The sequence below is a fragment of the Ruegeria sp. BG3 genome (assembly GCF_056538485.1).
In genome coordinates this window covers 153,909-177,409 of the sequence record NZ_JBQFTE010000004.1, presented here as the reverse complement: position 1 = coordinate 177,409, position 23,501 = coordinate 153,909, and the positions used below count along the sequence as shown (strand labels likewise).

At 60.1% G+C, this 23,501-nt stretch carries 28 protein-coding genes and 3 tRNA genes; 21 read left to right on the top strand and 10 right to left on the bottom strand.

Features of this window, described 5'->3' with window-relative positions; genetic code table 11:
• Positions 1 to 33: 33 nt before the first annotated feature.
• Positions 34 to 108, bottom strand: a tRNA-Thr gene (locus ACR0AI_RS08380).
• An 83-nt stretch (positions 109 to 191) separates the two neighbouring features.
• Between ACR0AI_RS08380 and ACR0AI_RS08375 the strand changes: the two genes are divergently transcribed.
• The 9 genes from ACR0AI_RS08375 to ACR0AI_RS08335 all read left to right on the top strand — a co-directional run bounded on the left by ACR0AI_RS08375 (position 192) and on the right by ACR0AI_RS08335 (position 5,996).
• Positions 192 to 347: a hypothetical protein gene (locus tag ACR0AI_RS08375; RefSeq protein ID WP_480673125.1), complete on the top strand. Its 156-nt coding sequence runs from the start codon at positions 192 to 194 to the stop codon at positions 345 to 347.
• 6 nt (positions 348 to 353) lie between these two features.
• Positions 354 to 1,622 (top strand): UDP-N-acetylglucosamine 1-carboxyvinyltransferase, encoded by a 1,269-nt coding sequence (gene murA / locus ACR0AI_RS08370; RefSeq protein WP_480673123.1) that lies wholly within the window; start codon positions 354 to 356, stop codon positions 1,620 to 1,622.
• A complete protein-coding gene (locus ACR0AI_RS08365) occupies positions 1,619 to 2,095 on the top strand; it encodes a DUF2948 family protein (protein WP_170462971.1) in 477 nt (158 codons plus the stop codon). The genes murA and ACR0AI_RS08365 overlap by 4 nt, the downstream gene beginning before the upstream one ends.
• Before the next feature lie 70 nt (positions 2,096 to 2,165).
• The gene (locus ACR0AI_RS08360) at positions 2,166 to 2,612 is read left to right on the top strand and encodes a GNAT family N-acetyltransferase (protein ID WP_480673121.1); all 447 of its coding nucleotides are present in this window, start codon (positions 2,166 to 2,168) and stop codon (positions 2,610 to 2,612) included.
• Positions 2,613 to 2,665: 53 nt separating this feature from the next.
• Complete coding sequence (gene hisD / locus ACR0AI_RS08355) at positions 2,666 to 3,967, top strand: histidinol dehydrogenase (protein ID WP_480673119.1); 1,302 nt, start codon at positions 2,666 to 2,668, stop codon at positions 3,965 to 3,967.
• 99 nt (positions 3,968 to 4,066) lie between these two features.
• Positions 4,067 to 4,546 carry a UPF0262 family protein gene (locus tag ACR0AI_RS08350; protein WP_170379879.1) on the top strand — a complete coding sequence of 160 codons (480 nt, stop codon included), beginning with the start codon at positions 4,067 to 4,069 and terminating at the stop codon, positions 4,544 to 4,546.
• A 3-nt stretch (positions 4,547 to 4,549) separates the two neighbouring features.
• Entirely contained in the window at positions 4,550 to 5,002 is a 453-nt protein-coding gene (locus ACR0AI_RS08345; protein ID WP_170462968.1) for an arsenate-mycothiol transferase ArsC, read from the top strand.
• Positions 5,003 to 5,005: 3 nt separating this feature from the next.
• Positions 5,006 to 5,404 (top strand): ketosteroid isomerase-related protein, encoded by a 399-nt coding sequence (locus ACR0AI_RS08340; RefSeq protein ID WP_480673117.1) that lies wholly within the window; start codon positions 5,006 to 5,008, stop codon positions 5,402 to 5,404.
• Positions 5,397 to 5,996 (top strand): GNAT family N-acetyltransferase, encoded by a 600-nt coding sequence (locus tag ACR0AI_RS08335; protein WP_480673115.1) that lies wholly within the window; start codon positions 5,397 to 5,399, stop codon positions 5,994 to 5,996. Before ACR0AI_RS08340 ends, ACR0AI_RS08335 begins: the two co-directional genes overlap by 8 nt.
• A 97-nt stretch (positions 5,997 to 6,093) precedes the next feature.
• Here the strand turns inward: ACR0AI_RS08335 and ACR0AI_RS08330 are convergent, their stop codons facing one another.
• A complete protein-coding gene (locus ACR0AI_RS08330; RefSeq protein WP_170462965.1) occupies positions 6,094 to 6,309 on the bottom strand; it encodes a hypothetical protein in 216 nt (71 codons plus the stop codon).
• Positions 6,310 to 6,455: 146 nt separating this feature from the next.
• Between ACR0AI_RS08330 and ACR0AI_RS08325 the strand changes: the two genes are divergently transcribed.
• From ACR0AI_RS08325 to ACR0AI_RS08295, 7 genes are all read left to right on the top strand, one after another.
• Positions 6,456 to 7,331, top strand: a complete 876-nt coding sequence (locus ACR0AI_RS08325; protein WP_480673113.1) for a carbon-nitrogen hydrolase family protein — start codon at positions 6,456 to 6,458, stop codon at positions 7,329 to 7,331.
• A 90-nt stretch (positions 7,332 to 7,421) separates the two neighbouring features.
• Entirely contained in the window at positions 7,422 to 7,640 is a 219-nt protein-coding gene (infA, locus tag ACR0AI_RS08320; RefSeq protein WP_005978431.1) for a translation initiation factor IF-1, read from the top strand.
• Between the two features lie 11 nt (positions 7,641 to 7,651).
• Positions 7,652 to 8,230, top strand: a complete 579-nt coding sequence (locus ACR0AI_RS08315; RefSeq protein WP_475217210.1) for a Maf family protein — start codon at positions 7,652 to 7,654, stop codon at positions 8,228 to 8,230.
• Positions 8,227 to 9,249, top strand: coding sequence for a ribonuclease E/G (locus ACR0AI_RS08310; RefSeq protein WP_480673110.1), 1,023 nt, complete (start codon positions 8,227 to 8,229; stop codon positions 9,247 to 9,249). The genes ACR0AI_RS08315 and ACR0AI_RS08310 overlap by 4 nt, the downstream gene beginning before the upstream one ends.
• Positions 9,246 to 9,428 (top strand): DNA gyrase inhibitor YacG, encoded by a 183-nt coding sequence (locus ACR0AI_RS08305; protein ID WP_480673108.1) that lies wholly within the window; start codon positions 9,246 to 9,248, stop codon positions 9,426 to 9,428. Before ACR0AI_RS08310 ends, ACR0AI_RS08305 begins: the two co-directional genes overlap by 4 nt.
• Positions 9,429 to 9,507: 79 nt before the next feature.
• A tRNA-Phe gene (locus tag ACR0AI_RS08300) sits at positions 9,508 to 9,582 on the top strand.
• A 63-nt stretch (positions 9,583 to 9,645) separates the two neighbouring features.
• On the top strand, positions 9,646 to 9,906 hold the full coding sequence (locus tag ACR0AI_RS08295) for a DUF6538 domain-containing protein (protein WP_480673106.1): 261 nt from the start codon (positions 9,646 to 9,648) through the stop codon (positions 9,904 to 9,906).
• A 128-nt stretch (positions 9,907 to 10,034) separates the two neighbouring features.
• Here the strand turns inward: ACR0AI_RS08295 and nadC are convergent, their stop codons facing one another.
• The 5 genes from nadC to ACR0AI_RS08270 form a co-directional block, all read right to left on the bottom strand.
• Positions 10,035 to 10,904 carry a carboxylating nicotinate-nucleotide diphosphorylase gene (nadC, locus tag ACR0AI_RS08290; protein WP_480673104.1) on the bottom strand — a complete coding sequence of 290 codons (870 nt, stop codon included), beginning with the start codon at positions 10,902 to 10,904 and terminating at the stop codon, positions 10,035 to 10,037.
• Positions 10,905 to 10,907: 3 nt separating this feature from the next.
• On the bottom strand, positions 10,908 to 12,446 hold the full coding sequence (locus ACR0AI_RS08285) for an L-aspartate oxidase (protein WP_480673102.1): 1,539 nt from the start codon (positions 12,444 to 12,446) through the stop codon (positions 10,908 to 10,910).
• Positions 12,443 to 13,414, bottom strand: a complete 972-nt coding sequence (gene nadA / locus ACR0AI_RS08280; RefSeq protein WP_480673100.1) for a quinolinate synthase NadA — start codon at positions 13,412 to 13,414, stop codon at positions 12,443 to 12,445. The genes ACR0AI_RS08285 and nadA overlap by 4 nt, the downstream gene beginning before the upstream one ends.
• 77 nt (positions 13,415 to 13,491) lie before the next feature.
• A complete protein-coding gene (locus ACR0AI_RS08275) occupies positions 13,492 to 14,406 on the bottom strand; it encodes an NUDIX hydrolase (RefSeq protein ID WP_480673098.1) in 915 nt (304 codons plus the stop codon).
• Positions 14,407 to 14,529: 123 nt separating this feature from the next.
• Positions 14,530 to 14,606 (bottom strand) — tRNA-Arg (locus ACR0AI_RS08270).
• Between the two features lie 137 nt (positions 14,607 to 14,743).
• Between ACR0AI_RS08270 and ACR0AI_RS08265 the strand changes: the two genes are divergently transcribed.
• On the top strand, positions 14,744 to 15,769 hold the full coding sequence (locus ACR0AI_RS08265) for a LacI family DNA-binding transcriptional regulator (RefSeq protein WP_170380279.1): 1,026 nt from the start codon (positions 14,744 to 14,746) through the stop codon (positions 15,767 to 15,769).
• Positions 15,770 to 15,773: 4 nt separating this feature from the next.
• Complete coding sequence (locus ACR0AI_RS08260) at positions 15,774 to 16,988, top strand: winged helix-turn-helix domain-containing protein (RefSeq protein ID WP_480673096.1); 1,215 nt, start codon at positions 15,774 to 15,776, stop codon at positions 16,986 to 16,988.
• A 3-nt stretch (positions 16,989 to 16,991) separates the two neighbouring features.
• On the opposite strand, the gene ACR0AI_RS08255 is transcribed toward ACR0AI_RS08260, so the two are convergent.
• The 3 genes from ACR0AI_RS08255 to ACR0AI_RS08245 form a co-directional block, all read right to left on the bottom strand.
• The gene (locus ACR0AI_RS08255) at positions 16,992 to 17,687 is read right to left on the bottom strand and encodes a fumarylacetoacetate hydrolase family protein (protein ID WP_480673094.1); all 696 of its coding nucleotides are present in this window, start codon (positions 17,685 to 17,687) and stop codon (positions 16,992 to 16,994) included.
• Between the two features lie 530 nt (positions 17,688 to 18,217).
• The gene (gene hpaR, locus ACR0AI_RS08250) at positions 18,218 to 18,652 is read right to left on the bottom strand and encodes a homoprotocatechuate degradation operon regulator HpaR (RefSeq protein WP_480673092.1); all 435 of its coding nucleotides are present in this window, start codon (positions 18,650 to 18,652) and stop codon (positions 18,218 to 18,220) included.
• Between the two features lie 99 nt (positions 18,653 to 18,751).
• On the bottom strand, positions 18,752 to 19,894 hold the full coding sequence (locus ACR0AI_RS08245) for a DUF3095 domain-containing protein (RefSeq protein ID WP_480673091.1): 1,143 nt from the start codon (positions 19,892 to 19,894) through the stop codon (positions 18,752 to 18,754).
• Positions 19,895 to 20,035: 141 nt separating this feature from the next.
• Here ACR0AI_RS08245 and ACR0AI_RS08240 point away from each other — a divergent pair, with 141 nt between their 5' ends.
• From ACR0AI_RS08240 to ACR0AI_RS08230, 3 genes are all read left to right on the top strand, one after another.
• Entirely contained in the window at positions 20,036 to 21,208 is a 1,173-nt protein-coding gene (locus ACR0AI_RS08240; protein ID WP_480673353.1) for an MFS transporter, read from the top strand.
• 21 nt (positions 21,209 to 21,229) lie between these two features.
• The gene (locus ACR0AI_RS08235; RefSeq protein ID WP_480673089.1) at positions 21,230 to 22,261 is read left to right on the top strand and encodes a glycosyltransferase family 4 protein; all 1,032 of its coding nucleotides are present in this window, start codon (positions 21,230 to 21,232) and stop codon (positions 22,259 to 22,261) included.
• A gap of 103 nt (positions 22,262 to 22,364) precedes the next feature.
• On the top strand, positions 22,365 to 23,387 hold the full coding sequence (locus ACR0AI_RS08230; protein WP_170380274.1) for an aspartate-semialdehyde dehydrogenase: 1,023 nt from the start codon (positions 22,365 to 22,367) through the stop codon (positions 23,385 to 23,387).
• Positions 23,388 to 23,501 lie beyond the last annotated feature (114 nt).

Below are 23,501 nucleotides of genomic sequence, written 5' to 3'. Positions count from 1 at the left end.
TGGCAAACACGTCTCGGTCTGTCTGGGAAATCATGGTGCTGCTGGAGAGAATTGAACTCTCGACCTCTCCCTTACCAAGGGAGTGCTCTACCTCTGAGCTACAGCAGCATCGTGGGCGGGTGATTAGACTCAAACGAAACGCGGCGCAAGGGTGTCTGGACGGTTTTTTTCGCCTCCTGTAGAGAAAGACCATGGCAGACAAAGATACACCTAAAAAACACGGCAAATCCGGTGATACGCGGGAAGAGCGGCTGAAAGAGGCGCTCAAGGCCAACATGGCGCGGCGCAAGGCGCAGGCCAAGGCGCGGGCGGCCTCGGATGACAAAGCCGACAAGGACAAGGGATAAGAGCAGATGGATTCGATTCTGGTGACGGGCAACGGCCCGCTGAACGGTAAGATACCGATTGCGGGGGCCAAGAATGCGTGCCTGACGCTGATGCCCGCGACGCTACTCAGCGAAGAACCGCTGACGCTGACCAACGCGCCACGCCTCAGCGATATCAAGACCATGACAGCGCTGCTGCAATCGCTGGGGGCTGAGGTGTCCGCGCTGCAGGACGGTCAGGTGATCGCGATGTCCAGCCATGATCTGACCAGCCAGACGGCGGACTATGACATCGTGCGCAAGATGCGGGCCTCGAATCTGGTGCTGGGGCCGTTGCTGGCGCGATTCGGGCAGGCGGTCGTGTCGCTGCCGGGTGGCTGTGCCATTGGCGCGCGTCCGATGGACCTGCATGTCGAAGGGCTTGAGGCCTTGGGCGCCGAGATCGAACTGAAAGACGGGTATCTGCACGCCAAGGCTCCGGGCGGGCTGAAAGGAGCGGTGCATGAGATGCGCTTTGCCTCGGTCGGGGCGACCGAAAACATCGTCATGGCCGCAACCTTGGCCAAAGGCACCACTGTTCTGAAGAACGCTGCGCGCGAACCCGAGATTGTCGATCTGGTGGAGTGTTTGCGCAAGATGGGCGCTCAGATCTCGGGCGAGGGGACCTCGACAATCGAGATTCAGGGCGTCGACCGCCTGCACGGTGCAACCCACCAAGTAGTGACAGACCGGATTGAGCTCGGCACCTATATGCTGGCCCCTGCGATCTGCGGTGGCGAGGTAGAACTGCTGGGCGGGCGTATGTCGCTGGTCAGTTCCTTCGTGGAAAAACTCGAAGCCGCAGGCGTCAGCGTTTCGGAAACCGAAAAGGGCCTGAAAGTTGCGCGCAAGAATGGGCGTGTGAGGGCGGTAGACGTGGTCACTGAGCCGTTCCCCGGCTTCCCCACTGACCTGCAGGCGCAGATGATGGCGTTGATGTGTACGGCCGAAGGGACCTCGGTTCTAGAGGAGCGCATTTTCGAAAATCGCTTCATGCACGCGCCGGAGCTGACCCGCATGGGTGCGCAGATCGAGGTGCATGGCGGGACGGCCACGGTCACTGGGGTTGAGCGGCTGAAAGGCGCGCCGGTTATGGCCACCGATCTGCGGGCTTCGGTCTCGTTGATTCTGGCGGGCTTGGCGGCAGAAGGGGAAACAACCGTCAGCCGGGTCTATCATCTGGACCGCGGATATGAGCATGTGGTGCGCAAGCTGGAAGGCGTGGGTGCCAAAATCGAGCGGATCAAGGGCGAATGACAGACGCAAGTTTTGAAGACGGCCGCGAAGCGCCGCTGAATCTGGGTGCCGAGGATGGGGACGACCTGCAGGTGATCTCTTCGCTTGCGCAGGATGCGGTGTTCCCGGTGACCGAGATGAAATGGCAGCCCTCGCAGCGCCGTTTCGGGCTGTTGTTGAACCGCTTCCGGTGGGAGGACAAGGATGCCGCCACGCGCCGCGACCGCCCATTTGAGCGCGTGCAGTCGGTTCTGGTGTTCGACTCGGTGCTGTCGGTCGCTAGTCAGGGGATCGACCGACGCGACACGGATATGGTGATGTCGCTGCTCTCGGTCGATTTCGAGGCGGGCGAGGACGGCGCGGGCCAGATCCTGTTGACGCTAGCAGGCGACGGCGCGATCCGCCTGACGGTCGAGGCGATAGACGTCACTCTGAAAGACGTAACGCGCCCCTATCAGGCCCCCTCGGGCCAGGCACCGCACCATCCAGAATAAACGCGGCATATCGCAGGCCTTCTCCGGACCCGCCTCGGGTCTGGAGCTGCGCCGTGCGACCGTGTTCGATGTGTTTCAGATTAGCCAGGTGCTGATCCGCTCGATCACCCATCTCTGCGCGGCGGATCACCACAAAGATCCCGAACTTTTGGCGTTGTGGACCGCCAACAAAGACCCGCAGACCGTTCGCGGCTGGATACAAGGCGGCTCGGATATCTGGGTGGCTGAGCTAGACGGACAGATCGTGGCCGTTGGAGGGCTGCGCCACGGCTCGATGATCTCACTGCTTTATGTCGATCCCGGCCATGTGCGGCGTGGTATCGGGCGGGCCCTGCTGGCCCGACTGGAGCAGGAGCTGGCGGATCAAGGCTGCGCACAGGCCTATCTGGATGCCACCCACACAGCGCGGGCCTTCTACCTCAGATATGGCTGGGTTTCGGCGGGCGATGTGGAAGAGTGGCACGGGATGACCCAATTCCCCCTGCGCAAATCGCTGCACCCGGCCGAGAAGGGTTGAGACCAGCCCGTGCGGACGATATGTCCCCGTGAAACGCTCCGGAGTGCCAGATCATGCCCGTTTTCTTCGACACCACCTCGCCAGAGTTTGAGGCCGCCTTTCAAACGCTGCTATCGGCTAAGCGCGAAGACAGCCCGGATGTGGATGCCGTGGTGGCCGGGATCATCGACGATGTCCGCAACCGTGGCGATGCGGCGGTGATCGAGCTGACCTCGAAATTCGACCGTCTGGAACTGACGCCCGAGACACTGGCCTTTTCGGCCGACGAAATTGCCGAAGCCGTCGCACAGGTAACCCCCGAAGACCGCGCCGCGCTGCAACTGGCCGCAGAGCGCATCCGCGCCTATCACGAAAAGCAGATGCCCGAAGACCACCAGTGGACCGATGAGACCGGGGCGACGCTTGGTTGGCGGTGGTCTGCGGTCTCAGCGGCGGGTCTTTACGTGCCGGGCGGATTGGCCTCCTACCCTTCATCAGTTCTGATGAACGCAATCCCGGCCAAGGTGGCAGGGGTTGAGCGGCTGGCCATCGTCGTGCCCACGCCGGACGGTCAGGCAAACCCGCTGGTCCTTCTGGCGGCGCAACTGTCCGGTGTGGATGAGATCTACCGTATCGGCGGCGCGCAGGCCGTCGCCGCGCTGGCCTATGGCACCGAAACCATCGCTCCGGTCGACAAGATCACCGGCCCGGGCAATGCCTTTGTCGCTGCCGCAAAACGCCGGGTGTTCGGCAAGGTCGGGATCGACATGATCGCGGGTCCTTCGGAGATCCTCGTGATCGCCGACAAGGACAATGAGCCCGACTGGATCGCGCTGGACCTGCTTAGCCAGGCCGAACATGATGAAAGCGCGCAGTCGATCCTGATCACGGATGATGCCGGATTTGGTCAAGCCGTGGCGCTGGCCGTCGAAAAACGACTTGATACCCTACAGCGCCGCGCCATCGCCGGCGCCAGCTGGCGGGACTTTGGTGCGATCATCACCGTGCGCGATCTGGATGAGGCTGCCGCGCTGTCGAACCGCATCGCGCCGGAACACTTGGAACTCTGCGTGGCCGACCCGGTCGCGCTGAGCGAACAGACCATCCACGCAGGCGCGATTTTCCTTGGGCAGTACACTCCGGAGGCCATCGGAGACTATGTCGGCGGCCCCAACCATGTGCTTCCCACCGCACGCTCGGCGCGGTTCTCATCCGGCCTCAGCGTGATGGATTTCCTCAAACGCACCACCCTCAGCCAGATGACCCCCGAAGCGCTGCGCGCGATCGGCCCCGCGGCCGAGACACTGGCGCAATCGGAAAGCCTCGAGGCGCATGGTTTATCCGTCACCGCACGTCTGAACCGGCTGAACGGCTGATGGGACGCAACGATCGCCAGCTTGTGGCGTTTCTGTGCGTTGCCCATTGAAATCCATTGTTATAGGTCTGAGCAGACGTGAAGGATTGTGACCGTTAAAATGACCCGTATCTCGCATATCGAACTGGATGACCGGAACCTGCCCCCGCCGACCCCTGAGATCGAGCAGGAGCGCAAGGTCGCCATCTATGATCTGCTTGAGGAGAACAGCTTTGACCTGCCTCAGCGGGATGATCGCGCCATTCCCGACGGCCCCTATCACCTGCAGCTTTCGATCCGCGACAAACGACTGGTCTTTGATATCAGCACCGAAGACAGCCAGAAGGCAGCTGAATTCCACCTGTCCCTCGGGCCGTTCCGACAGGTGGTGAAGGACTATTTCCAGATCTGCCAAAGCTATTTCGACGCGGTCAAATCTCTGCCGCCCAGCCAGATCGAAACCATCGACATGGCCCGGCGCGGTATTCACAACGAAGGCAGCCGGGTTCTGCAGGAACGGCTGGAAGGCAAGGCCGACGTAGACACCGACACCGCCCGACGCCTGTTCACGCTGATCTGCGTGCTACATTTCGGAGGCTAACGGGTGACGCCTCTGCCGCAGTCCATTCTGTTCTGTTGCGACCACAACTCGGTTCGGTCTCCGATGGCCGAAGGCATCATGAAAAAGTTCTATGGCACCGGCACCTATGTGCAGTCCGCCGGCGTCCGCAACGATCTGGATATTGACGGCTTCTGCATCGCAGTCTGTCAGGAAATGGGCGTTGAGCTGTCCCGCCACCGCACCCGATCCTTTGACGAGATGCAGGAATGGGGTGACGATCTCAGCTCGTTCGACCTGATCGTCGCTTTGTCCCCGGCCAGTCAGCGCAAAGCGCTGGAGCTGACCCGGATTTTCCACCTCGATGTCGATTATTGGCCAATAATGGACCCTACCGGGATGGGCGAGACACGGGAATCAAAGCTACATCACTACCGACAGACCCGCGATCAGATCATCAAGCATCTGAAAGACCGCTGGGGCGAACCAACGGAGTGACCCATGAACCAGACCGTGAAGACCTATTTCGACGCCTTCAACGCCGGTGATGTCGATGGCATGCTGGCCTGTCTGTCCGATGACGTGGCCCACCATGTGAACGAAGGCCAGATCCGCGTCGGCAAAGAGAAATTCGCAGCGTTCTGCGCCCATATGAACCGCTGCTACAAAGAGAACCTGACCGATATCGTGGTGTTCGATGCCGAAGGTGGCACCCGCGCCGCGGCCGAGTTCATCGTCAACGGCACCTATCTGGAAACCGACGAGGGCCTGCCCGAAGCGCGCGGCCAGGGCTACCGCCTGCCAGCAGGCTCGTTCTTCGACCTGCATGATGGCAAGATCACCCGCGTCACCACCTTCTACAACCTTGCGGACTGGACCAAACAGGTCTCGAATGGCTGAGGTCACCTCTGTCCGGCCCCTGACCGGAGCGGCGCTTGAAGCCGCTCTGGACGACGTCGCGCGCCTGCGGATCGAGGTATTTCGGGCCTGGCCTTACCTCTATGACGGCGACCTGAAATACGAGCGCAGCTACCTGCAATCCTATCGCGACAGTGACAAGGCCATCGTTGTCGGCGCCTTCGACAATGACCGCCTTATCGGAGCCTCGACGGGCGCGCCTTTGACCGACCACGCTGACGATTTTGCCGCCGCGTTTAAAAGTACAAGCCTGGACCTGTCACAGATTTTCTACTGTGCCGAATCCGTCCTTCTGTCCGACTACCGAGGTCAAGGCGTCGGTCACAAATTCTTCGATCAGCGCGAAGCCCACGCCCACGCGCAGGGTTTCACCAAATGCGCCTTCTGCAGCGTCCAACGCCCGGCAGATCACCCAATGCGGCCCGAATCCTATCACCCACTTGATACGTTCTGGAGATCCCGCGGCTACGAACCATTACCCGGAACCATCGCTCAATTCTCGTGGAAAGATGTCGGGGACGAGGGCGAGACACTCAAGCCATTGCAGTTTTGGATCCGGGATTTGTCAGCATGAGCCTTGCCGGCAGTCTCCGGTGCCATACCCAATCAACGCAGGCTTAAACTGCAGCCACGTTCTGAGAAAGTCCTGTAAGACCAGCGAGGCAAAGTTCTCAACCTTGACGCCTTCGACTGATTAGACCGTATTTCACGGCCCAGCCGCGGAGTGACCTGGTCTTGCGCTTTTTCGGGACCACGCTGTCTTTGCTCTGGGCGCCACCTTTGCGATTGAACTCATAGACGTCAATGACACGTTCCGCGCAGCCGCAGGCCTCACCCATGCCGACCTTGGCGAAATAGAACTTCTCGAAGCTTTCAGGTTTTTGCATGGTGCCCTCCGGGTGCGATTAAACCACATGGGCCTTAGACCTCCAATTCACTTTGTCGTCGTTTTGTCGGGTGGAAAGGTTGGGCCTGTACACGCCCAGCCATCGTCACTTAGTGTCCCGACAAATCAGTATCGAAGGACAGATCGATGAGAGTCGCCACCGCCGCCTACGACCTCGATTGGCTCGACAGTTGGGCGCAGTATGAGGACAAGTTGAACGCCTGGGTGGCGCGGGCCGCCGGGAACGGAGCCGAGTTACTGGTCTTTCCCGAATACGGCGCCATGGAACTTTCGACACTGGACGGGGCCGACGTGGCAGGCGATCTGGAGCAGTCGATTCAGGCAGTCTCGGACCGGATGGACGAGGTGCAAAACCTGCACCAGCGCTTGGCGAAGGAATACAAGGCCTACATCCTAGGGGCTTCGGCCCCAGTCGCAACAGGTGCAGGGCGTCCGGTGAACCGGGCGGAACTTTATGCGCCGGATGGCCGTCAGGACCATCAGGACAAGCAGATCATGACCCGGTTCGAGCGCGAACAATGGGACATCGCCCCCGGCGGCCCTCTTAAACTGTTCGACACGGCATTGGGCAAGATCGGCGTATTGATCTGCTATGACAGCGAATTCCCCCTGCTAGGCCGCGCCTTGAGCGATGCGGATCTAATCCTTGTCCCCTCCTGTACCGAAGCGCTGGCCGGATATTGGCGCGTGCGCATCGGGGCGATGTCGCGTGCCTTGGAAAATCAATGCGTTACGGTCATGGCGTCCTTGGTGGGGAACAATGACTGGTCCGAGGCCGTGGATATCAACACCGGCACAGGCGGCATTTTTGGCCCGCCTGACAAGGGCTTTCCACAGACGGGCGTTCTGGCCGAAGGTGTGTTGAACCAACCGGGCTGGACCTATGCCGATATCGACCTGAGCGCCATCGCCGATGTCCGCGCCGACGGGCATGTCCTGAATCGCACCCACTGGGACGAGCAATCCCCCCGAGTCGAATCTGTCACATTCTCCGCGCTTTAATGATTCCGCCCTTGAAATAAGGGAAAAATAGGCTCATTTAAGCGCACATCCTCGCAGATTCTGCGAGTGCAACGTAATGATGGAGACAACATGGCCAAGGAAGATACGCTCGAATTTCCCGGTGTCGTGAAGGAACTCCTGCCTAATGCGACGTTTCGGGTCGAGCTGGAAAACGGCCATGAGATCATCGCACATACGGCAGGCAAGATGCGCAAGAACCGCATCCGTGTTCTGGCCGGCGACAAAGTTCAGGTCGAGATGACCCCTTACGATCTGACCAAAGGTCGGATCAACTACCGCTTCAAGTAACGCCCTACCTCATGGCGTTTATCCTCGGATCGGGCAGCCCAAGGCGGCTGGACCTGCTGGCGCAGCTTGGCGTGCAGCCCGATGCCGTGCGCCCTCCTGACATTGACGAAACACCTTTGAAGAGCGAGCTTCCGGTTCCCTATTGCAGCCGTATTGCACGCGAAAAAGCGCAGGCAGTTCAGGCAGATAGCGCGGATATCGTCCTGTGTGCTGATACCACGGTGGCGCTGGGGCGACGCATTCTGGGCAAACCCGAAAACGCAGGCGAAGCGGCCGAGTTTCTGCATGCTCTGTCCGGGCGTCGGCACCGGGTTGTGACCTCGGTCGCGGTGCGCTGCGGAGGTCGGGTTTTGCAGCGTGACGTGGTCTCTCAGGTCAAGATGAAACGCTTGTCGGATGTCGAGGTGAACGCCTATCTTGCGACAGATGACTGGCAAGGCAAGGCGGGTGGCTATGCCATCCAAGGTCCGGCCGGGGCGTTCATTCCCTGGATTTCCGGATCGTTCACCGGCATCGTGGGCCTGCCCTTGTCCGAGACCGCCGCACTTTTGCAGGCAATCGGCTACCCATTGTACAGAGAGGCGCCATGAAAGGCCGCACAATCGTTCTGGACCATATCGAGGGCCGCGAAGCAGCCGCGCTGATGGTCGACGGCAAGCTCGACGATTTTCTGATCGCCGGAGACGCACCGCCCCCCGGCACGATCTACCGCGCCCGCGCGGATCGTCCGGTCAAAGGCCAGGGCGGCATGTTCCTTACTACCCCGGACGGTCCTGCCTTTCTGCGTCAGGTCAAGGGCCTCGCACCCGGAGCGCTGCTGCTGGTGCAGGTGACAGGTTTTGCCGAACCGGGCAAAGCCGTTCCGGTCACCAACCGCGTTCTGTTCAAAAGCCGCTATGCGATTGTCACACCCGAAGCTCCGGGCCTGAACATCTCGCGCAGCATCAAGGATGAGGATGAGCGCGACCGCCTACTGGAAATCGCCCACGAGGTCATGGGTGACAGCGCCTATGGCCTGATTCTACGGTCATGCTGCGTTGGTGCGGATGCAGATGACATCGCCGAAGACATCGGTGCCATGCTAACGCAGACCGAACAGGTCCTGAACGATCCGGGCACCGAGCCTGAAACCCTGGCCGAGGGCGACGGCCCTCATATTCTGGCATGGCGCGATTGGACCGAACCTGCGGATGTCGTAACCGAGGCCGGTGGCTTCGAACATTACGGCGTTCTAGACGCGCTGGACATTGCCCGAGGCATTGCCGAGCCTTTGCCGGGCGGAGGGCATCTATACATCGAACCCACCCGCGCGCTTATTGCGGTGGATGTAAACACCGGAGCCGACACGTCGCTGGCAGCCGGGACAAAAGCCAATTTCGCCTGCGCCAAGACCCTTCCTCGCGCCCTGAGGGTGCGCGGTCTGGGCGGGCAAATCACCATCGACATGGCCCCAATGCCCAAGAAAGAGCGTCGTGGTCTGGAGCAAGCCCTACGCGCCGCTTTCAAGGCGGACGGGATCGAAACGACGCTCTCAGGCTGGACACCGCTGGGCCATTTCGAGCTGCAACGCAAACGTGGGCGCATCCCTCTAAGCGAGGTGCTCGGATGACTTGCCCGATCTGTCAGGAAAAGACGGTTTCCAAATACCGCCCGTTCTGTTCCAAACGCTGTGCGGATCTGGATTTGGCAAAGTGGCTGAACGGATCTTACGCCGTACCCTCGCAGCGCGAAGAAGGTATCGAGGACGCGATTTCCGAACCCGAAGGCATCCCCCGCCGTCCGCACTGAAAAAATGTCAAAAAGCCTCTGGACACTGCTTGGTGCAAGTCATAGAAGGCGTCCACCCAATGGCTATTGCCATTCCCGTGCCCGGGTAGCTCAGGGGTAGAGCAGTGGATTGAAAATCCTCGTGTCGGTGGTTCGATTCCGCCCCCGGGCACCATTCCCAACAGGTAAGCTACTGTTTCCCTTCAGCTTTAACTGGAGCTGACCAAGGGTGTAGTACATGCTGGAGAGCAAAACCGCTGCCTTCTCATTTGTGAAAGCAGGCGGCTTGTACTTCACACGGCGGGTCCCGAAGGACCTCGATCACCACTATGCCACCGGAAAAATATCGTTCTCGCTGCGGACAAGATCAGCGGCGTCCGCAAAGTCCCGAGCGCAAAGAACATCTCAGCAATTGGATGATCACTGGTATCATCTACGTATCCAACACGTAGACCTACCGGGTAAGCATCTTCTGAGGATGACTGCCCTCTCTGGATGAGACGAGACTAGGTCCCGTCAGATTCACTAAACTTTCGACTCTATGATGTTTTGTATTCCAGACTTAGGGGATGCTTACCCTATGGGCCAGCGATGACCGCAGCGCCCAGTTCTCAGCGGTCAATATTTTCAGGGGTGACTGGAAACGAAGTCCAAACCGATATCAAGGCAGGGTGCGCTGTGGGTGATCCAGCCCATGGAAATCAGATCGACTCCGGTTTCAGCCACGACGCGCACGGTGTCGGGTGTGATCCCGCCGGAGGCTTCGGCAATGGCTCTCCCATCAATCATACCCACTGCTTCGCGCAAGGTGGCCGGGGTCATATTGTCGAGCAGCACAGCATCTGCACCAATTTCCAAAACCTGCTCCAACTGCGCGAGCGTATCGACCTCGATCTCGATCTTGACCATATGGCCGACCGTTTGTTTCGCGCTGGTCAGCGCTGGGCCGACGCCTCCGGCAATGGCGATGTGGTTGTCCTTGATGAGCACCGCGTCGCTTAGGGAATAGCGGTGATTCATGCCTCCGCCAGCGCGCACGGCATATTTTTCCAGCGCGCGCAGACCCGGGGTTGTTTTGCGGGTACAAGCGATCGAGGCACGTGTGCCTTCGACACGGCGCACCAGATCAGCGGTTACACTGGCAATGCCCGAGAGATGACCCATGAAATTGAGCACGGTCCGTTCAGCGATCAACAGGCTGCGGGACGGCCCTTGGAATGTTGCGATTTCAGTGCCGATTGCAACAGGGTCTCCGTCCTTGACGTGACGAGTCACCGTGATGGCCGGATCAACCAAGGCGCAGGCCAGTTCGGCACAGTCCAGACCGGCGATGCAACCGGGTTGACGAGCGCTCGCGACGACTTCGGATCGGTGATCTGGCGGAATGACGGCGGCAGAAGTGACATCGCCCGCCAGGCCGAGATCTTCATCCAGAGCGCACCGGATCATCGGCTCGAGCATCGTGCGCGGCAACGGGGAAAGGGGCATGGCAGTCATGGGTCAGGCTGTCCTCAGCTGGGGCTCTTGGTCGACCGAACCCGCATGCGACAGGATTTCGGTCAGGTTCATCAGGTTTGATCGCGGATTGGTCTCTGGAACAGGGAAGTCGCTACGATAGTGCCCGCCGCAGGAGCCCCGGCGCTTTTCGGCAAAAACCGCGATTGCAAGCGCCACCAGGGCCGGGTCCGAGGCAGGCTCGCATGACCGAACATGCGGCAACAGGTTCGAGATCGCGTTCCGCAGCCCAGCGCCATGGCGGATCACACCCAGATGCTGCGACATTATCGGCCGGACAGCGCCGGGATCGGGATCAGGCAATGCAGCGGGGTTGGGAACAAAGGACCGGGCGCGCATCGTGCTGGCGGCAACATCGCTGGCGGCGCGACGCGCCATCACAGCAGCCTCAAGCAGAGAATTGCTGGCAAGGCGATTGGCCCCGTGCAAGCCGGTCGCTGCACATTCACCGATGGCCCACAACCCGGGCAGCGTGCTCTGGCCGGTCTGGTTAACGGCAATGCCACCCATGTGGTAGTGCGCAGCCGGACGTATTGGAATCGGGTCGCGCGCAGGGTCGATGCCTTGGGCTGCGCACAGGGCCTGAATGCCGGGGAAACGTTTGGCAAAGCCCGCACCCAGCGCGGCACGAGCGTCAAGAAACGCGCGCCCTCCGCCTGCGATGACCTGATGCACAGTGCGGGCCACCACGTCCCGTGGGGCCAGTTCGGCATCCGCGATATGCGCCATGAACCGCTTACCAGTCTGGTCGATCAGAGTTGCCCCCTCGCCCCGCACCGCCTCGCTGATCAGGGCCAAGGGTGCTTGGGAGGTGGCCAGCGCGGTCGGGTGAAATTGCACGAATTCCATATCGCGCAGAGCAGCGCCTGCAGGTGCGGCCATCGCCAAACCCTGCCCGAAATTGACGGACGGATTGGTGCTGGCGTCGAACAGACCCCCGCAGCCTCCTGTCGCCATGATGACCTGAGCGGTTCGCAATACGGCCGCTTGACCCATCGCTTGCAGATGAACACCGGCGACGCACCCCTCGGCGGTCACAAGCCGCCGGGCTTCGACCCCCGTCAGACAGGTGATCGAGGGGCAATGCTGCACTGCGCGGGTCAGAGCGAACATGATCTCGGCCCCGGTCCGGTCGCCGCCAATGTGCAGAATGCGGCGGCGGGAATGCGCGGCTTCGCGCGCCAGGGCAAATGTGCCATCTTGCGCCCTGTCAAAGCGAACGCCGTATCGCTCAAGCACCTCGATCGCCTCGGCGGCCTCTGAAAGGATGCCTGAGGCGACCCTTGCATCACAAAGCCCGTCTCCGGCCCGCAGTGTATCGGCCAGATGCCGGGCAGGATCGTCATCGGGGCCCAACGCGGCTGCAATCCCCCCTTGCGCCCAGGAGCTTGAGCATTCCTGCCCCAGCCCGGCGCGGGTGATCAGCACCACAGGCTGCGGCACCAGTTCCAGTGCGGCTACCAGCCCTGCGATACCGCCACCGATGATGGCGATCCGGTCATGGAGCCGCTCAAGCCGGATCATTTCACGGCCAGCATCCGCTCGACCGAACGGCGCGCATCGTCGGCGATGGCCGGATCGACGGTAACTTCGTGGCGACCCAATTCCAAAGCTTCGCGGATATTGCCCAAACTGATGCGCTTCATATGCGGACACAGATTGCACGGGCGCACAAACTCCACATCTGGGTGGTTCAGTGCCACATTGTCGCTCATGGAGCATTCGGTCAGGAGGCAAACTCTTGCAGGTTTCTTTTCGCCGACGAAGTCCGACATCACGGCGGTAGAGCCTGAGAAATCCGCCTCGGCCACGACCTCGGGTGGACATTCCGGGTGGGCCAGCACCGTGACACCCGGCCATGCCTCGCGCATCGCCCGAATGTCGTCCGGGGTGAACAGCTCATGCACCTCGCAATGCCCGTGCCAGGCGATCAGTTCGACATCGGTCTCTTTGGCGACGTTCTTGGCAAGGTACTCATCCGGTATCATCAACACACGCGGCACCCCGAGGGATTCCACCACTTTCACCGCGTTACCCGAGGTGCAGCAGATATCTGAGGCGGCCTTCACCGCGGCCGATGTGTTGACATAGGTGATCACCGGCACACCCGGATGGGCTTCGCGCAACAGCGCGATATCTTCGGGCGTGATAGAATCTGCCAGCGAACATCCCGCCCCCATATCCGGGATCAGCACGGTCTTCTCCGGGTTCAGCAGCTTGGCGGTTTCGGCCATGAAATGCACGCCCGCCAGCACGATGACGTCAGCGTCGACCTCGACGGCTTCGCGCGCCAGAGCGAGGCTGTCGCCCACGATATCGGCCACGCCGTGAAAGATCTCGGGCGTTTGGTAATTGTGCGCAAGGATGACGGCATTCTTCTGCCGCTTCAGGTCGAGGATGGCTTCCAGATCCTCTTCGTACTGCATCCATTCAGCTGGCGGAATGATTTGTTTAACCCGATCGTACAACTCTGGCAGGCGGAAATCTTTCATTGGCTCCTCCATTTATACTCGATTCGAGTACATTCGAGCTGTGATTATTCTCGATTCGAGATTATGTCAAGCGCAACTCAGGATTTGGACAGAGGCAACCTTGCGCCCGACAGCATGCGGGCCTCAAGAATAGCAGGTCGATATCGGAACAGACGCGCCGGGCGGCCGCCGGTGCCGCTCGAGATTTCACCTGTTTCTTCAACAAGTTCCTGCTGGTCGATCTGGCGGCGGAAATTGGGTTTGTGCAAATGCAGACCCGACAGCGCCTCTACCGTGCGCTGCAATTGAAGCAGGGTAAAGCTCTCAGGCATCAGCTCGAACACGACCGGAGAATATTTGATCTTGGCCCGCAACCGCGAAATGCCAGTGGCAAGGATTCGGCGGTTGTCGCCCGCCATGGGCAGGCCAAACTCAGGCACATCGACCAGACCGGCCTCATACATCAGCTCATAGCGCTGCAGAACCAGTTCCTCGTTCCACGTCTTTCCGTTCAGACCGAACAGATAGTCGACACGCTGAGCCTTGAGCGGATCTGCCCCCGCCCAAGCCGTTAGGCCATCGGCGATGCGCGGCACTTCTTCGGGGATGCTGTCGCGATGATCTTCCCACGGGAAGTACCGGTACCAACTTCGCCAGGACGGGCGCCCTGCCCCGGCTGCATCCTGTTCGCGCACCAGCCCTAGATAGCTGATCGAGATCCGCTGCGAGGTTTCTACATCCCCAGACCGAGGATCGCGATCCCTGTCCGCAAAGGTATAAAGCTGTTCGAGATACCCCACAGGATGGCCGGTCTGCGCTTCAATCCAAGCACGCAGGCTGCTCTGTAGGCTGCGATGAGAGGATTCGAACGGCCCCGATGGCAGCGCCTCACCCCCCCGCAAGGTCATGACACGCGGCTGGTTGTCGGTCACGGCGACAAGGATTGCGATCAGTTCGGCAGGGGCTAGTCCGCTGGGCAAGAAGGTACCTGTGTATTGCGCAATGCCAGTCATTGACATCGTGTTTGATTTCTAACCCAGATTTCAAACCTTTGCTTGAGGAAAATGCCTTGGCGCCAACACCGACCTCAAGATGAGGTTTTCGCCGTTGATTGAAGGTATTTCCGACATCGGCAGTGGCGACCCCGGCAGGATTCGAACCTGCAACCTGCCCCTTAGGAGGGGGCTGCTCTATCCAGTTGAGCCACGGGGCCGTGCAAAGCCCTCTGTACCTTTGTTTTTTCGGCTTGTCATGGGGTTTACTGTGGGTTTGCTGTGGGCGTGCTGAACAGTTGTAAACTGCAGGGTGTTTACGCTAGCATCAGATAAAACAACAACGCAGGTGCCCTCCGTGAACACAGAAACAAAACGCCCGCTTACCCTTCGCGATGTCTCTGAGGCCTCTGGGGTATCCGAGATGACGGTCAGCCGGGTCCTGCGCAATCGGGGCGATGTGTCGGATGCGACGCGCACCCGCGTTTTGGCCGCCGCGAAAGAACTGGGCTATGTGCCCAACAAGATCGCGGGCGCGCTGGCCTCAAGCCGGGTCAATCTGGTGGCGGTTATCATTCCATCCCTGTCCAACATGGTCTTTCCCGAGGTTCTGACCGGCATCAATCAGGTGCTTGAGGACACCGATCTTCAGCCTGTGGTCGGCGTCACCGACTACCTGCCTGAGAAAGAGGAAAAAGTGCTGTATGAGATGCTCTCCTGGCGGCCCTCGGGGGTGATTATTGCCGGGCTCGAGCATACAGACGCGGCGCGGGCGATGCTGGATTCGGCCGGAATTCCGGTGGTCGAGATCATGGATACCGATGGCAAACCGGTTGATGCGATGGTCGGGATCTCTCATCGTCGTGCGGGGCGCGAAATGGCGCAGGCGATCCTGAAAGCGGGTTATGAACATATCGGCTTTATGGGCACCAAGATGCCGCTGGATCACCGGGCGCGGAAACGGTTCGAAGGCTTCACCGAGGTTATGGGCAAGCACGGGATCGAGATTGAAGATCGGGAGTTTTATTCCGGCGGCTCGGCTCTGGCCAAAGGGCGTGAGATGACGCAAGCCATGCTGGAACGCTCGCCAGATCTGGATTTCCTGTATTATTCCAATGATATGATCGGCGCTGGGGGGCTGTTGTACCTGCTAGAGCAGGGCATAGACATTCCCGGCCAGATCGGCTTGGCGGGTTTCAACAATGTCGAACTGCTGCAGGGCCTGCCCCGCAAACTGGCGACGATGGATGCCTGCCGACTTGAGATCGGACAGCAAGCGGCCAAGATCATCGCCACGCAGCTTGACGATCCGAATGCCGAGATCGAGACCCGCGTGACTCTGACCCCCAAGGTCAACTTTGGGGACACGCTAAAACGGCGCTGATATCGTGGCGCTGAAACGGCTGGACAATCGCACGGCGCGGGCGATCTTCATGGATCGCCACGCGCTGGCCGAACCTCCTTCGGGCGGCTCTAAAGGCACCGATCTGCTGGATCTGATCCAGAGGCTGGGCTTCGTTCAACTCGACAGCATCAATACGGTGGCGCGAGCGCATGACATGATCCTGTTCTCGCGCAGGCCCAGCTATCGCAGCGGGAACCTCAAGCGTTTGTACGAGCGGGACCGGGCGCTGTTCGAACACTGGACCCACGATGCCGCCGTCATACCGATGGAGTATTACGCGCATTGGCATCTGCGGTTTCAGCGCGATGCGGATCTGCTGAAATCGCGGTGGAAGAACTGGCGTCGGGATGGGTTTGAGCAGCAGTTCGAAACCGTTCTGAGCCATATCCGCGATCATGGGCCAGTGTCCTCGTCCGACGTGGGGAAGGATGAAAAGAAGGGCTCTGGCGGGTGGTGGGATTGGCACCCGTCCAAGACCGCGCTTGAGTATCTGTGGCGCTCGGGCGCGCTGACAGTTGTCGGGCGAGAGGGGTTTCAGAAACGCTATGATCTGACCGAGCGGGTGATCGAAACGCATCTCTGCCCCGGTCAGCGACCCTGTGATGCTGAGGCGACGGTTGATTGGCTGTGCAATTCGGCGCTGGACAGGCTTGGCTTTGCCACTTCGGGTGAGTTGGCGGCGTTCTGGGACACGGTCAGCGCGGCTGAGGCAAAGGCGTGGTGCGCCCGAGGTTTGCAATCAGGCGCATTGGAGGAGGTCGAGGTTGCTTGCGTCGACGGGCGCATGCGCAAACTGTTTGCTCGCCCCGATCTGACCGATGGTCTGAGCGATCTGCCCGCACCAACAGGCCGCATCCGGGTTCTCAGCCCGTTCGATCCGATGCTGCGTGACCGGAGCCGGGCCGAGCGACTGTTTGGTTTTCACTACCGGATCGAGGTCTTCGTGCCCGAGCCCAAGCGGACCTATGGCTACTATGTTTTCCCGCTGCTGGAAGGCGACAAGCTGATTGGCCGGATCGACATGAAAGCCCATCGCGATGAAGGTATTCTGCGTGTAAAAGCCTTGTGGCCGGAGCGCGCGATACGGTGGTCGGATGCGCGCACGCGACGGCTGGATTCCGAGTTGGACAGAGTGCGCCGGTTTGCCGGTCTTGATACGGTCGAATTTGCCAATGACTGGCTGAAAGAGCCTAAATAGGGTCTATTCTGCATCCGTCAGTGTCAGGTGAATGGGCTCCAGCCCATCAATCCCACCTTCAATTTCGTCCCCTGCAGCAACCGGACCGACCCCGGCAGGGGTGCCTGTCAGGACAACATCGCCGGGGCGCAGATGATAGAAACTGGACAGGTGGCAGATGATCTCATCAATTTTCCAGATCAACTCATGCAAAGTCGCGTCCTGCCGGACCTCGGCGTTGACGTTCAGGTGAATGCGCTTGTTGTCCTCCGGGGACCACTCGGTGGCTCGGGTCAAAGGCGCAAAAACAGCGCCGTTCTCCACATCCTTACCCAGATCCCAAGGGCGCTGTTTGTTGCGCTCGCGGATCTGAAGATCGCGGCGGGTCATATCCAGCGCGCATCCATAGCCATATACCGCTTCCCACGCCTCTGCAGGGGTGGCGCGGAACACGGAGCGACCGATGGCGACGGCCAGCTCCATTTCATGATGGTAGTTTTCGGTGCCCGGCGGGTACGGCACGCTCGCTCCGGTCAGAACGGCGTTTTCGGGCGACTTGGTGAAATAGAACGGTGCCTCGCGGTCTACCTCGTGGCCCATTTCGGCGGCATGCGCCGCATAGTTGCGCCCAACGCAGAAAATCCGACCGATGGGATAGGTTGCCTGTTCGCCGACCACGGGGATCGAGATTGGTTCGGGTAGAGAAAACAAATGTGGCATGGCGATCCCCTGAGTGTTGCGCCGCGCAGCTTATCGTCTGGCTCGCAACTGGCAAGCCGTAGCGATGCGCCGGTTCACGCCGACATCTGCAGCGAGATCAGGCGCAAAGCCGCCCAATTCCTACCGCGACGCATCTGGGCGTATGAATCCCTTGGAAACAGGTAAAATCGCGCTAGATGCCTTGTAGATTCAAGAATTGATGGCACCCCCACCACCTGCCCGGCACAGAAGTTCTGCCGGAAAGATCAATACGACTGAAGTGACCTGAAGATACCTCTTGCGGACGGCTAAACATGTCGGCATTGGGACGTGAACGTATCGGAGACGGCAGGCGAATACGCCCATCCCCCTGGGAGTTTCGCCCGCGTTAGACCCTGTTTCAGGGCTGAGGCGCCCTCCGACACGTGGGCCGGGCCGTCGGGTAAGACGACACGCAACGGCCTTGGGCCAGGCACAGAATCCAACCCGGGTCTGGCCACCCCGCCGGAGAATTCCCCCTACCTTCTCCGGCGGGGTTTTAATTCAGAGGGTCACTCTTCGAACTCTTTCAGCTCGTTGAGGATATCCAGAAGCGTTTCATGCTTTTCGGGACCAAGATGCGCGCGCATGCGATCGGCCTGTTGGACAATCCCCGTCAGATTGTCCTGAATGATCTGTTCCCCCTTCGCGGTGATCTCGACGATCTGACGCCTTCGATCCCTGGGGTGACAGCGGCGCTTAATCAGGCCCTTATCTTCCAGTTTTTGCAGGATGCGCGTCAGGCTGGGCAACAACAGGCAGGCCCGTTCCGAGATATCCGTCGGCTCACTTGCACCTTCTTCTTTCAGCAAGCGCAGCACGCGCCATTGCTGCTCGGTCACCCCGGCATCAATCAGTAATTTGCGAATAGGGCCCATCACCCTTTCTCGGGCGCGCAACAAAGCGATGGGCAGGGATCGCGATACCAAGGGGAGTTGATCGGACATGCTGAATCATTACTGAAAAAGCAGAAGGCCTCAAGCCACATAGCGAGGAAAGACCTATAAGGCGCTGATAAATATCAATTTAAAATCACTAGTGGCAAGCTACACTCGCATCGCCTCGGCAGCTTTTGCATATCCACCCGAAGCCCCATCCACGAAATGCACATGATCGTCACGCATGGCTGAGGGGACAAAGCAGGTCATCATCGCCTCATCCTGTACGTGCAATCCGTAGCGGATTTTGCCGCGTCCGCGGGCTTCATCCAGCATACGCTGGAGGCGATCCAACGTGGCAGGGTCACAGTCCAGTGTCATTTTCAGACCATCGTCGAATTTACGGTAATCCGCGTTTTGGCTGACCATGCGACGATAGTGACCGGGTTCGAACTGCCCCAACCGCTTGCCCGTCAGAAATAACAGGGCGATCAACAGGTTCTGCCCAAGCAGTTTCAGCTTTTGCGCAAACAGATTGCCCCCCGCGCGCGAGACATGAGCATCCAGCCCAACATCCGGAGGCGGCCATGTCATCGGAGGTCCGTTTTCCGGAACCGGATGCCCCGACCGATCCAGTTCGGCGGCCATGGTGACAACGGATTGCGCCAAATCCGCAAAATCCCGCTCGGTCGCCTGAGCCGTCGGCTGCACCACGACCGAGACAATCTGGCCATGCTGCGCAGGACTGTTGGACCAGCGGCAGGATAGGCCAGTCAGGTTTGGCTGCGCGTTGGGCGCCGCGGGGTCGACCGAATAGTGCCCGGATTTCATCTGTGCCTCGGCCCAGGCCAGTCCCCCGCCTGCGAACATGGCATAGTCCACCCCGGTGGACGGAGCATAGCGCGCGACCCTCAGGTCCTTCCCAGCTTTGCGCAGTTCCGCCACCGGAACGAGGGCCGCGCGCAACGGCATCTCAAACTCCTCTTCGGCCCAGCGCCGCAGGGTTGCCAACGCTCCCGCTGCTATATCCGCCGCACTGGGAGGCACGGCAAAGCCAGCCCCATCGCCACCAAAGACATAAGGAAAAGGCTTGCTTTCCAATGCATTGATCATGGCCGAGATCACTGCAGCACCGACCATGTTGACGGTTTTATACCGTCCCTGGGCGATCTGCGCGGTCGAATCCACAATGTCGGCAACACCCACAACCCAATCGTCCGGAACTGAGGCAAACTGCGCCGGGTCCGACAGAAGGGTAAAATCGCGCCAAAGCGGCAGGGACTCGTAAAAATCTGAATGGAGGTCTTTCATCGTCCCCCCTTTGTTCCAATTGGAGGTTAAGCTAGCCCGAATGTGATCGCTGTCCTCCCCTTGCAACATAGTACACGTGCTTGTGCGTTTTGCCACGGCGTGCCAATCAGGGCGGTGGAAATGCGCAGGAAAGGGCCGTTCATGCAGGCAGGTTTGGTTGTACTATGTCTGGCTTATGTCCTGAGCCAGTTTTTTCGCGCGTTCCTTGCCGTTCTCAGCCTTGATCTGGCGCGTGATATCGGCGCCTCGCCCGAAGATCTGGCCTTCGCCTCGGGCCTGTGGTTTCTCGTCTTTGCCGCGATGCAGCTGCCGGTGGGCTGGGCGCTGGACCGTATTGGACCACGGCTCAGCGCATCCGTCCTGCTGCTGATCGGTGGGGCCGGAGGGGCGCTTGTTTTTGCCGCCGCCACCAGCCCGCTGCATGTCAGCATTGCGATGGCCCTGATCGGTGTTGGCTGTTCCCCGGTTCTGATGGCCTCGTACTTCATCTTTGCACGCGAATATCCGCCGGCCCGGTTCGCCACGCTTGCGGCGCTGATGCTGGGCGTCGGGTCAGTTGGTAATCTGGTCGCGTCCTACCCAACCGCGCTGGCGGTCGAGCTGATGGGCTGGCGCGCCACGATGGTTGGGTTGGCGGTTCTGTCCGCCGCAATCGCCTTGGGCATCTGGTTCAGCGTGCGCGATCCGAAAAAGGTCGAGACCGACCACAAAGGATCTTTGCTGGACTTGCTGAAAGAGCCTGCCTTGTGGCTCATCTTGCCTTTGATGCTGGTCGCCTACGCCCCGGCAGCGGCATTGCGCGGGCTTTGGGCGGGGCCATATCTGAACGACGTGTTCAGCCTGACCACCACGCAGATCGGCACGGCCACGTTGGTGATGGGAACCGCAATGATCGCGGGAACTTTTGTCTACGGCCCGTTGGACCGTCTTCTGGGCACCCGCAAATGGGTGATTGTCGGTGGCAATGTCCTCTGTGCGGTCGCGCTTGGGCTTTTGTGCCTGTGGGTCGATAGCGCTGTCTGGGTGTCAGTCGCGATGTTGTCGTTGATCGGGTTTCTGGGCGCGAGCTTTCCGGTCATCATGGCCCATGGTCGAGCCTTCATCCCGCCGCATCTGACCGGGCGCGGCGTGACCTTGTTGAATCTCTTTGGCATCGGCGGGGTAGGGCTTGCGCAATTTGCCACCGGGCAGATTCACGCCGCCTATGCAGGCGTAAACCCTACGGCCCCCTATACGGCGATATTCGGCTTTTTCGCGGTGACCCTTGCCATTGGATGCCTGATCTATCTATTCAGCCGGGATAGCGTCGACTGACGCAACGATCAGGAGAGCCCGGTGAAAGACCCCGTCGTCATTGCCCCCAATCTCAAACGCAGGCTTTCGGGCGTGACCGCAACGATCGCACGGCTGGTCCCTTTGCAGGCGCAACAGATCGATATCGCCGCTACCGGACCGGGGCTGCCCGCCGACATTCCGCATATCCCGCTGGCCCGCCTGCCCTTCCTGTCCCGTCGCACGCTGCGGGTCTGGCATGCGCGCCGCAATACCGAGATGCTCCTGGGCCTGATCCTGCGCAATGTGTTACGGTTGAATCTAAAACTGCTGTTCACCAGCGCCTCGCAACGGGCGCATACGGGTTATACCAAATGGCTGATCGACAAGATGGATGCGATTGTCGCGACCTCGCGCAAGACCGCGGGCTATCTGGAACGAGACGCGCAGGTGATCATGCATGGCATCAACCTGGACGACTTTACCCCGCCTGAGGACAAAGCCGCCCTTCGCGCACGGCTGGGCCTGCCGGATGGCCTGCTTCTGGGCTGCTACGGTCGCATCCGCCACCAGAAAGGCACGGACGCGTTCGTCGACGCCATGATTGATCTGTGCGGTCGGTTCGAGGACGTCTCGGGCATCGTCATGGGCCGCGCGACGGAAAAACACACGGGTTTTCTGGCCGAACAAAAAGACAAGGTCGCCAAGGCGGGCCTGTCGGACCGTATCCTCTTTATGCCCGAGGTGACGGTCGATCAGATTGCCGAATGGTATCAAGTGCTAGACCTGTTCATCGCCCCCCAACGGTGGGAGGGTTTCGGCCTCACCCCGCTTGAGGCGATGGCCTGCGGTGTGCCCGTTGTCGCAACCGATGTCGGCGCGTTTTCCGAGATCGTGACCGACCCGTCTCTGGGCCGGGTGGTGACTCCGGGTGACATCCCGGCACTGGCCAATGCGGCGGCAGTAATGCTGGAAAACCGTGATTCCCTGTCTCAGGCCGGACAGGCCGCCCGCACCCATGTTGAGCAGAATTTCGACATCAACGGCGAGGCACAGACCCTCGTGGCCCTCTACAAGCGGCTGCTGAGCGAGTGAAGCGCCTCAAATCGGCGTCATTCGTCGAAATACGGTGCGAAAGCTCTTTTGTCCCGGCGGCAACGCGGCTATGAACGCGCGTCCTTAACTTTGGAGACATGAAATGGGCTATCGCGTCGTCGTCGTCGGCGCCACAGGTAATGTGGGCCGCGAAATGCTGAACATCCTGGCGGAACGCCAGTTCCCCGTGGACGAAATTGCCGTGCTGGCAAGCCGTCGTTCGCTGGGTACTGAGGTGACATTTGGCGACAAGACACTCACGACCAAAGACCTGGACACCTTTGATTTCACTGGCTGGGATATGGCCCTGTTCGCTGTAGGCTCTGCCGCGACCAAGGACTATGCACCCAAGGCCGCGGCGGCGGGCTGCGTGGTGATCGACAACTCGTCGCTTTATCGCTACGACCCCGAGATCCCGCTGATCGTGCCGGAATGCAACCCGCAGGCGATCCACGACTACAAGAACAAGAACATCATCGCCAACCCCAACTGCTCGACCGCGCAGATGGTCGTCGCGCTGAAGCCGCTGCATGACCGCGCCAAGATCAAACGCGTTGTCGTCTCGACCTACCAGTCGGTGTCAGGTGCAGGCAAAGAGGGCATGGACGAGCTGTGGGAACAGACCAAAGCCGTCTACAACCCGATCAACGAGGTTGAGCCGAAGAAGTTCCAGAAACAGATCGCCTTCAACGTCATCCCTCAAATCGACGTCTTCATGGAAGACGGCTCGACCAAGGAAGAGTGGAAGATGGTTGTCGAGACCAAGAAGATCGTCGATCCGTCGATCAAGGTCACGGCTACCTGTGTCCGCGTGCCTGTGTTCGTTGGCCACTCCGAGGCCGTGAACATCGAATTCGAGGAATTCCTCGACGAAGATGAAGCCCGCGATATCCTGCGCGAAGCGCCGGGCATCATGGTGATCGACAAGCGTGAGGCCGGCGGCTACGTCTCGCCCACCGAATGCGTTGGTGATTTCGCAACTTTCATCAGCCGCATCCGTCAGGACTCGACCGTTGAAAACGGCATCAACCTGTGGTGCGTCTCGGACAACCTGCGCAAGGGTGCCGCCCTGAACGCGGTCCAGATTGCCGAGCTTCTGGGTCGTGAGGTTCTGAAAAAGGGCTGATCCCTGACCTAATATTCTTCGCAAGGGGCCGTTTCGTCAGAAGCGGCCCTATTTCTTTGCTTGTGCTCAGCCATGATCCTGTTCAAGACAAAGGACAGACACAGCAATCCGTGC

What these genes read in the sequence shown, in the direction of transcription:
- ACR0AI_RS08375 (WP_480673125.1), top strand. Translation starts at nt 192, where the DNA reads ATGGCAGACAAAGATACACCTAAAAAACACGGCAAATCCGGTGATACG.
- murA (WP_480673123.1), top strand. Translation starts at nt 354, where the DNA reads ATGGATTCGATTCTGGTGACGGGCAACGGCCCGCTGAACGGTAAGATA.
- ACR0AI_RS08365 (WP_170462971.1), top strand. Translation starts at nt 1,619, where the DNA reads ATGACAGACGCAAGTTTTGAAGACGGCCGCGAAGCGCCGCTGAATCTG.
- hisD (WP_480673119.1), top strand. Translation starts at nt 2,666, where the DNA reads ATGCCCGTTTTCTTCGACACCACCTCGCCAGAGTTTGAGGCCGCCTTT.
- ACR0AI_RS08350 (WP_170379879.1), top strand. Translation starts at nt 4,067, where the DNA reads ATGACCCGTATCTCGCATATCGAACTGGATGACCGGAACCTGCCCCCG.
- ACR0AI_RS08340 (WP_480673117.1), top strand. Translation starts at nt 5,006, where the DNA reads ATGAACCAGACCGTGAAGACCTATTTCGACGCCTTCAACGCCGGTGAT.
- ACR0AI_RS08335 (WP_480673115.1), top strand. Translation starts at nt 5,397, where the DNA reads ATGGCTGAGGTCACCTCTGTCCGGCCCCTGACCGGAGCGGCGCTTGAA.
- ACR0AI_RS08330 (WP_170462965.1), bottom strand. Translation starts at nt 6,309, where the DNA reads ATGCAAAAACCTGAAAGCTTCGAGAAGTTCTATTTCGCCAAGGTCGGC.
- ACR0AI_RS08325 (WP_480673113.1), top strand. Translation starts at nt 6,456, where the DNA reads ATGAGAGTCGCCACCGCCGCCTACGACCTCGATTGGCTCGACAGTTGG.
- infA (WP_005978431.1), top strand. Translation starts at nt 7,422, where the DNA reads ATGGCCAAGGAAGATACGCTCGAATTTCCCGGTGTCGTGAAGGAACTC.
- ACR0AI_RS08315 (WP_475217210.1), top strand. Translation starts at nt 7,652, where the DNA reads ATGGCGTTTATCCTCGGATCGGGCAGCCCAAGGCGGCTGGACCTGCTG.
- ACR0AI_RS08310 (WP_480673110.1), top strand. Translation starts at nt 8,227, where the DNA reads ATGAAAGGCCGCACAATCGTTCTGGACCATATCGAGGGCCGCGAAGCA.
- ACR0AI_RS08305 (WP_480673108.1), top strand. Translation starts at nt 9,246, where the DNA reads ATGACTTGCCCGATCTGTCAGGAAAAGACGGTTTCCAAATACCGCCCG.
- ACR0AI_RS08295 (WP_480673106.1), top strand. Translation starts at nt 9,646, where the DNA reads ATGCTGGAGAGCAAAACCGCTGCCTTCTCATTTGTGAAAGCAGGCGGC.
- nadC (WP_480673104.1), bottom strand. Translation starts at nt 10,904, where the DNA reads ATGACTGCCATGCCCCTTTCCCCGTTGCCGCGCACGATGCTCGAGCCG.
- ACR0AI_RS08285 (WP_480673102.1), bottom strand. Translation starts at nt 12,446, where the DNA reads ATGATCCGGCTTGAGCGGCTCCATGACCGGATCGCCATCATCGGTGGC.
- nadA (WP_480673100.1), bottom strand. Translation starts at nt 13,414, where the DNA reads ATGAAAGATTTCCGCCTGCCAGAGTTGTACGATCGGGTTAAACAAATC.
- ACR0AI_RS08275 (WP_480673098.1), bottom strand. Translation starts at nt 14,406, where the DNA reads ATGACTGGCATTGCGCAATACACAGGTACCTTCTTGCCCAGCGGACTA.
- ACR0AI_RS08255 (WP_480673094.1), bottom strand. Translation starts at nt 17,687, where the DNA reads ATGCCACATTTGTTTTCTCTACCCGAACCAATCTCGATCCCCGTGGTC.
- hpaR (WP_480673092.1), bottom strand. Translation starts at nt 18,652, where the DNA reads ATGTCCGATCAACTCCCCTTGGTATCGCGATCCCTGCCCATCGCTTTG.
- ACR0AI_RS08245 (WP_480673091.1), bottom strand. Translation starts at nt 19,894, where the DNA reads ATGAAAGACCTCCATTCAGATTTTTACGAGTCCCTGCCGCTTTGGCGC.
- ACR0AI_RS08240 (WP_480673353.1), top strand. Translation starts at nt 20,036, where the DNA reads ATGCAGGCAGGTTTGGTTGTACTATGTCTGGCTTATGTCCTGAGCCAG.
- ACR0AI_RS08230 (WP_170380274.1), top strand. Translation starts at nt 22,365, where the DNA reads ATGGGCTATCGCGTCGTCGTCGTCGGCGCCACAGGTAATGTGGGCCGC.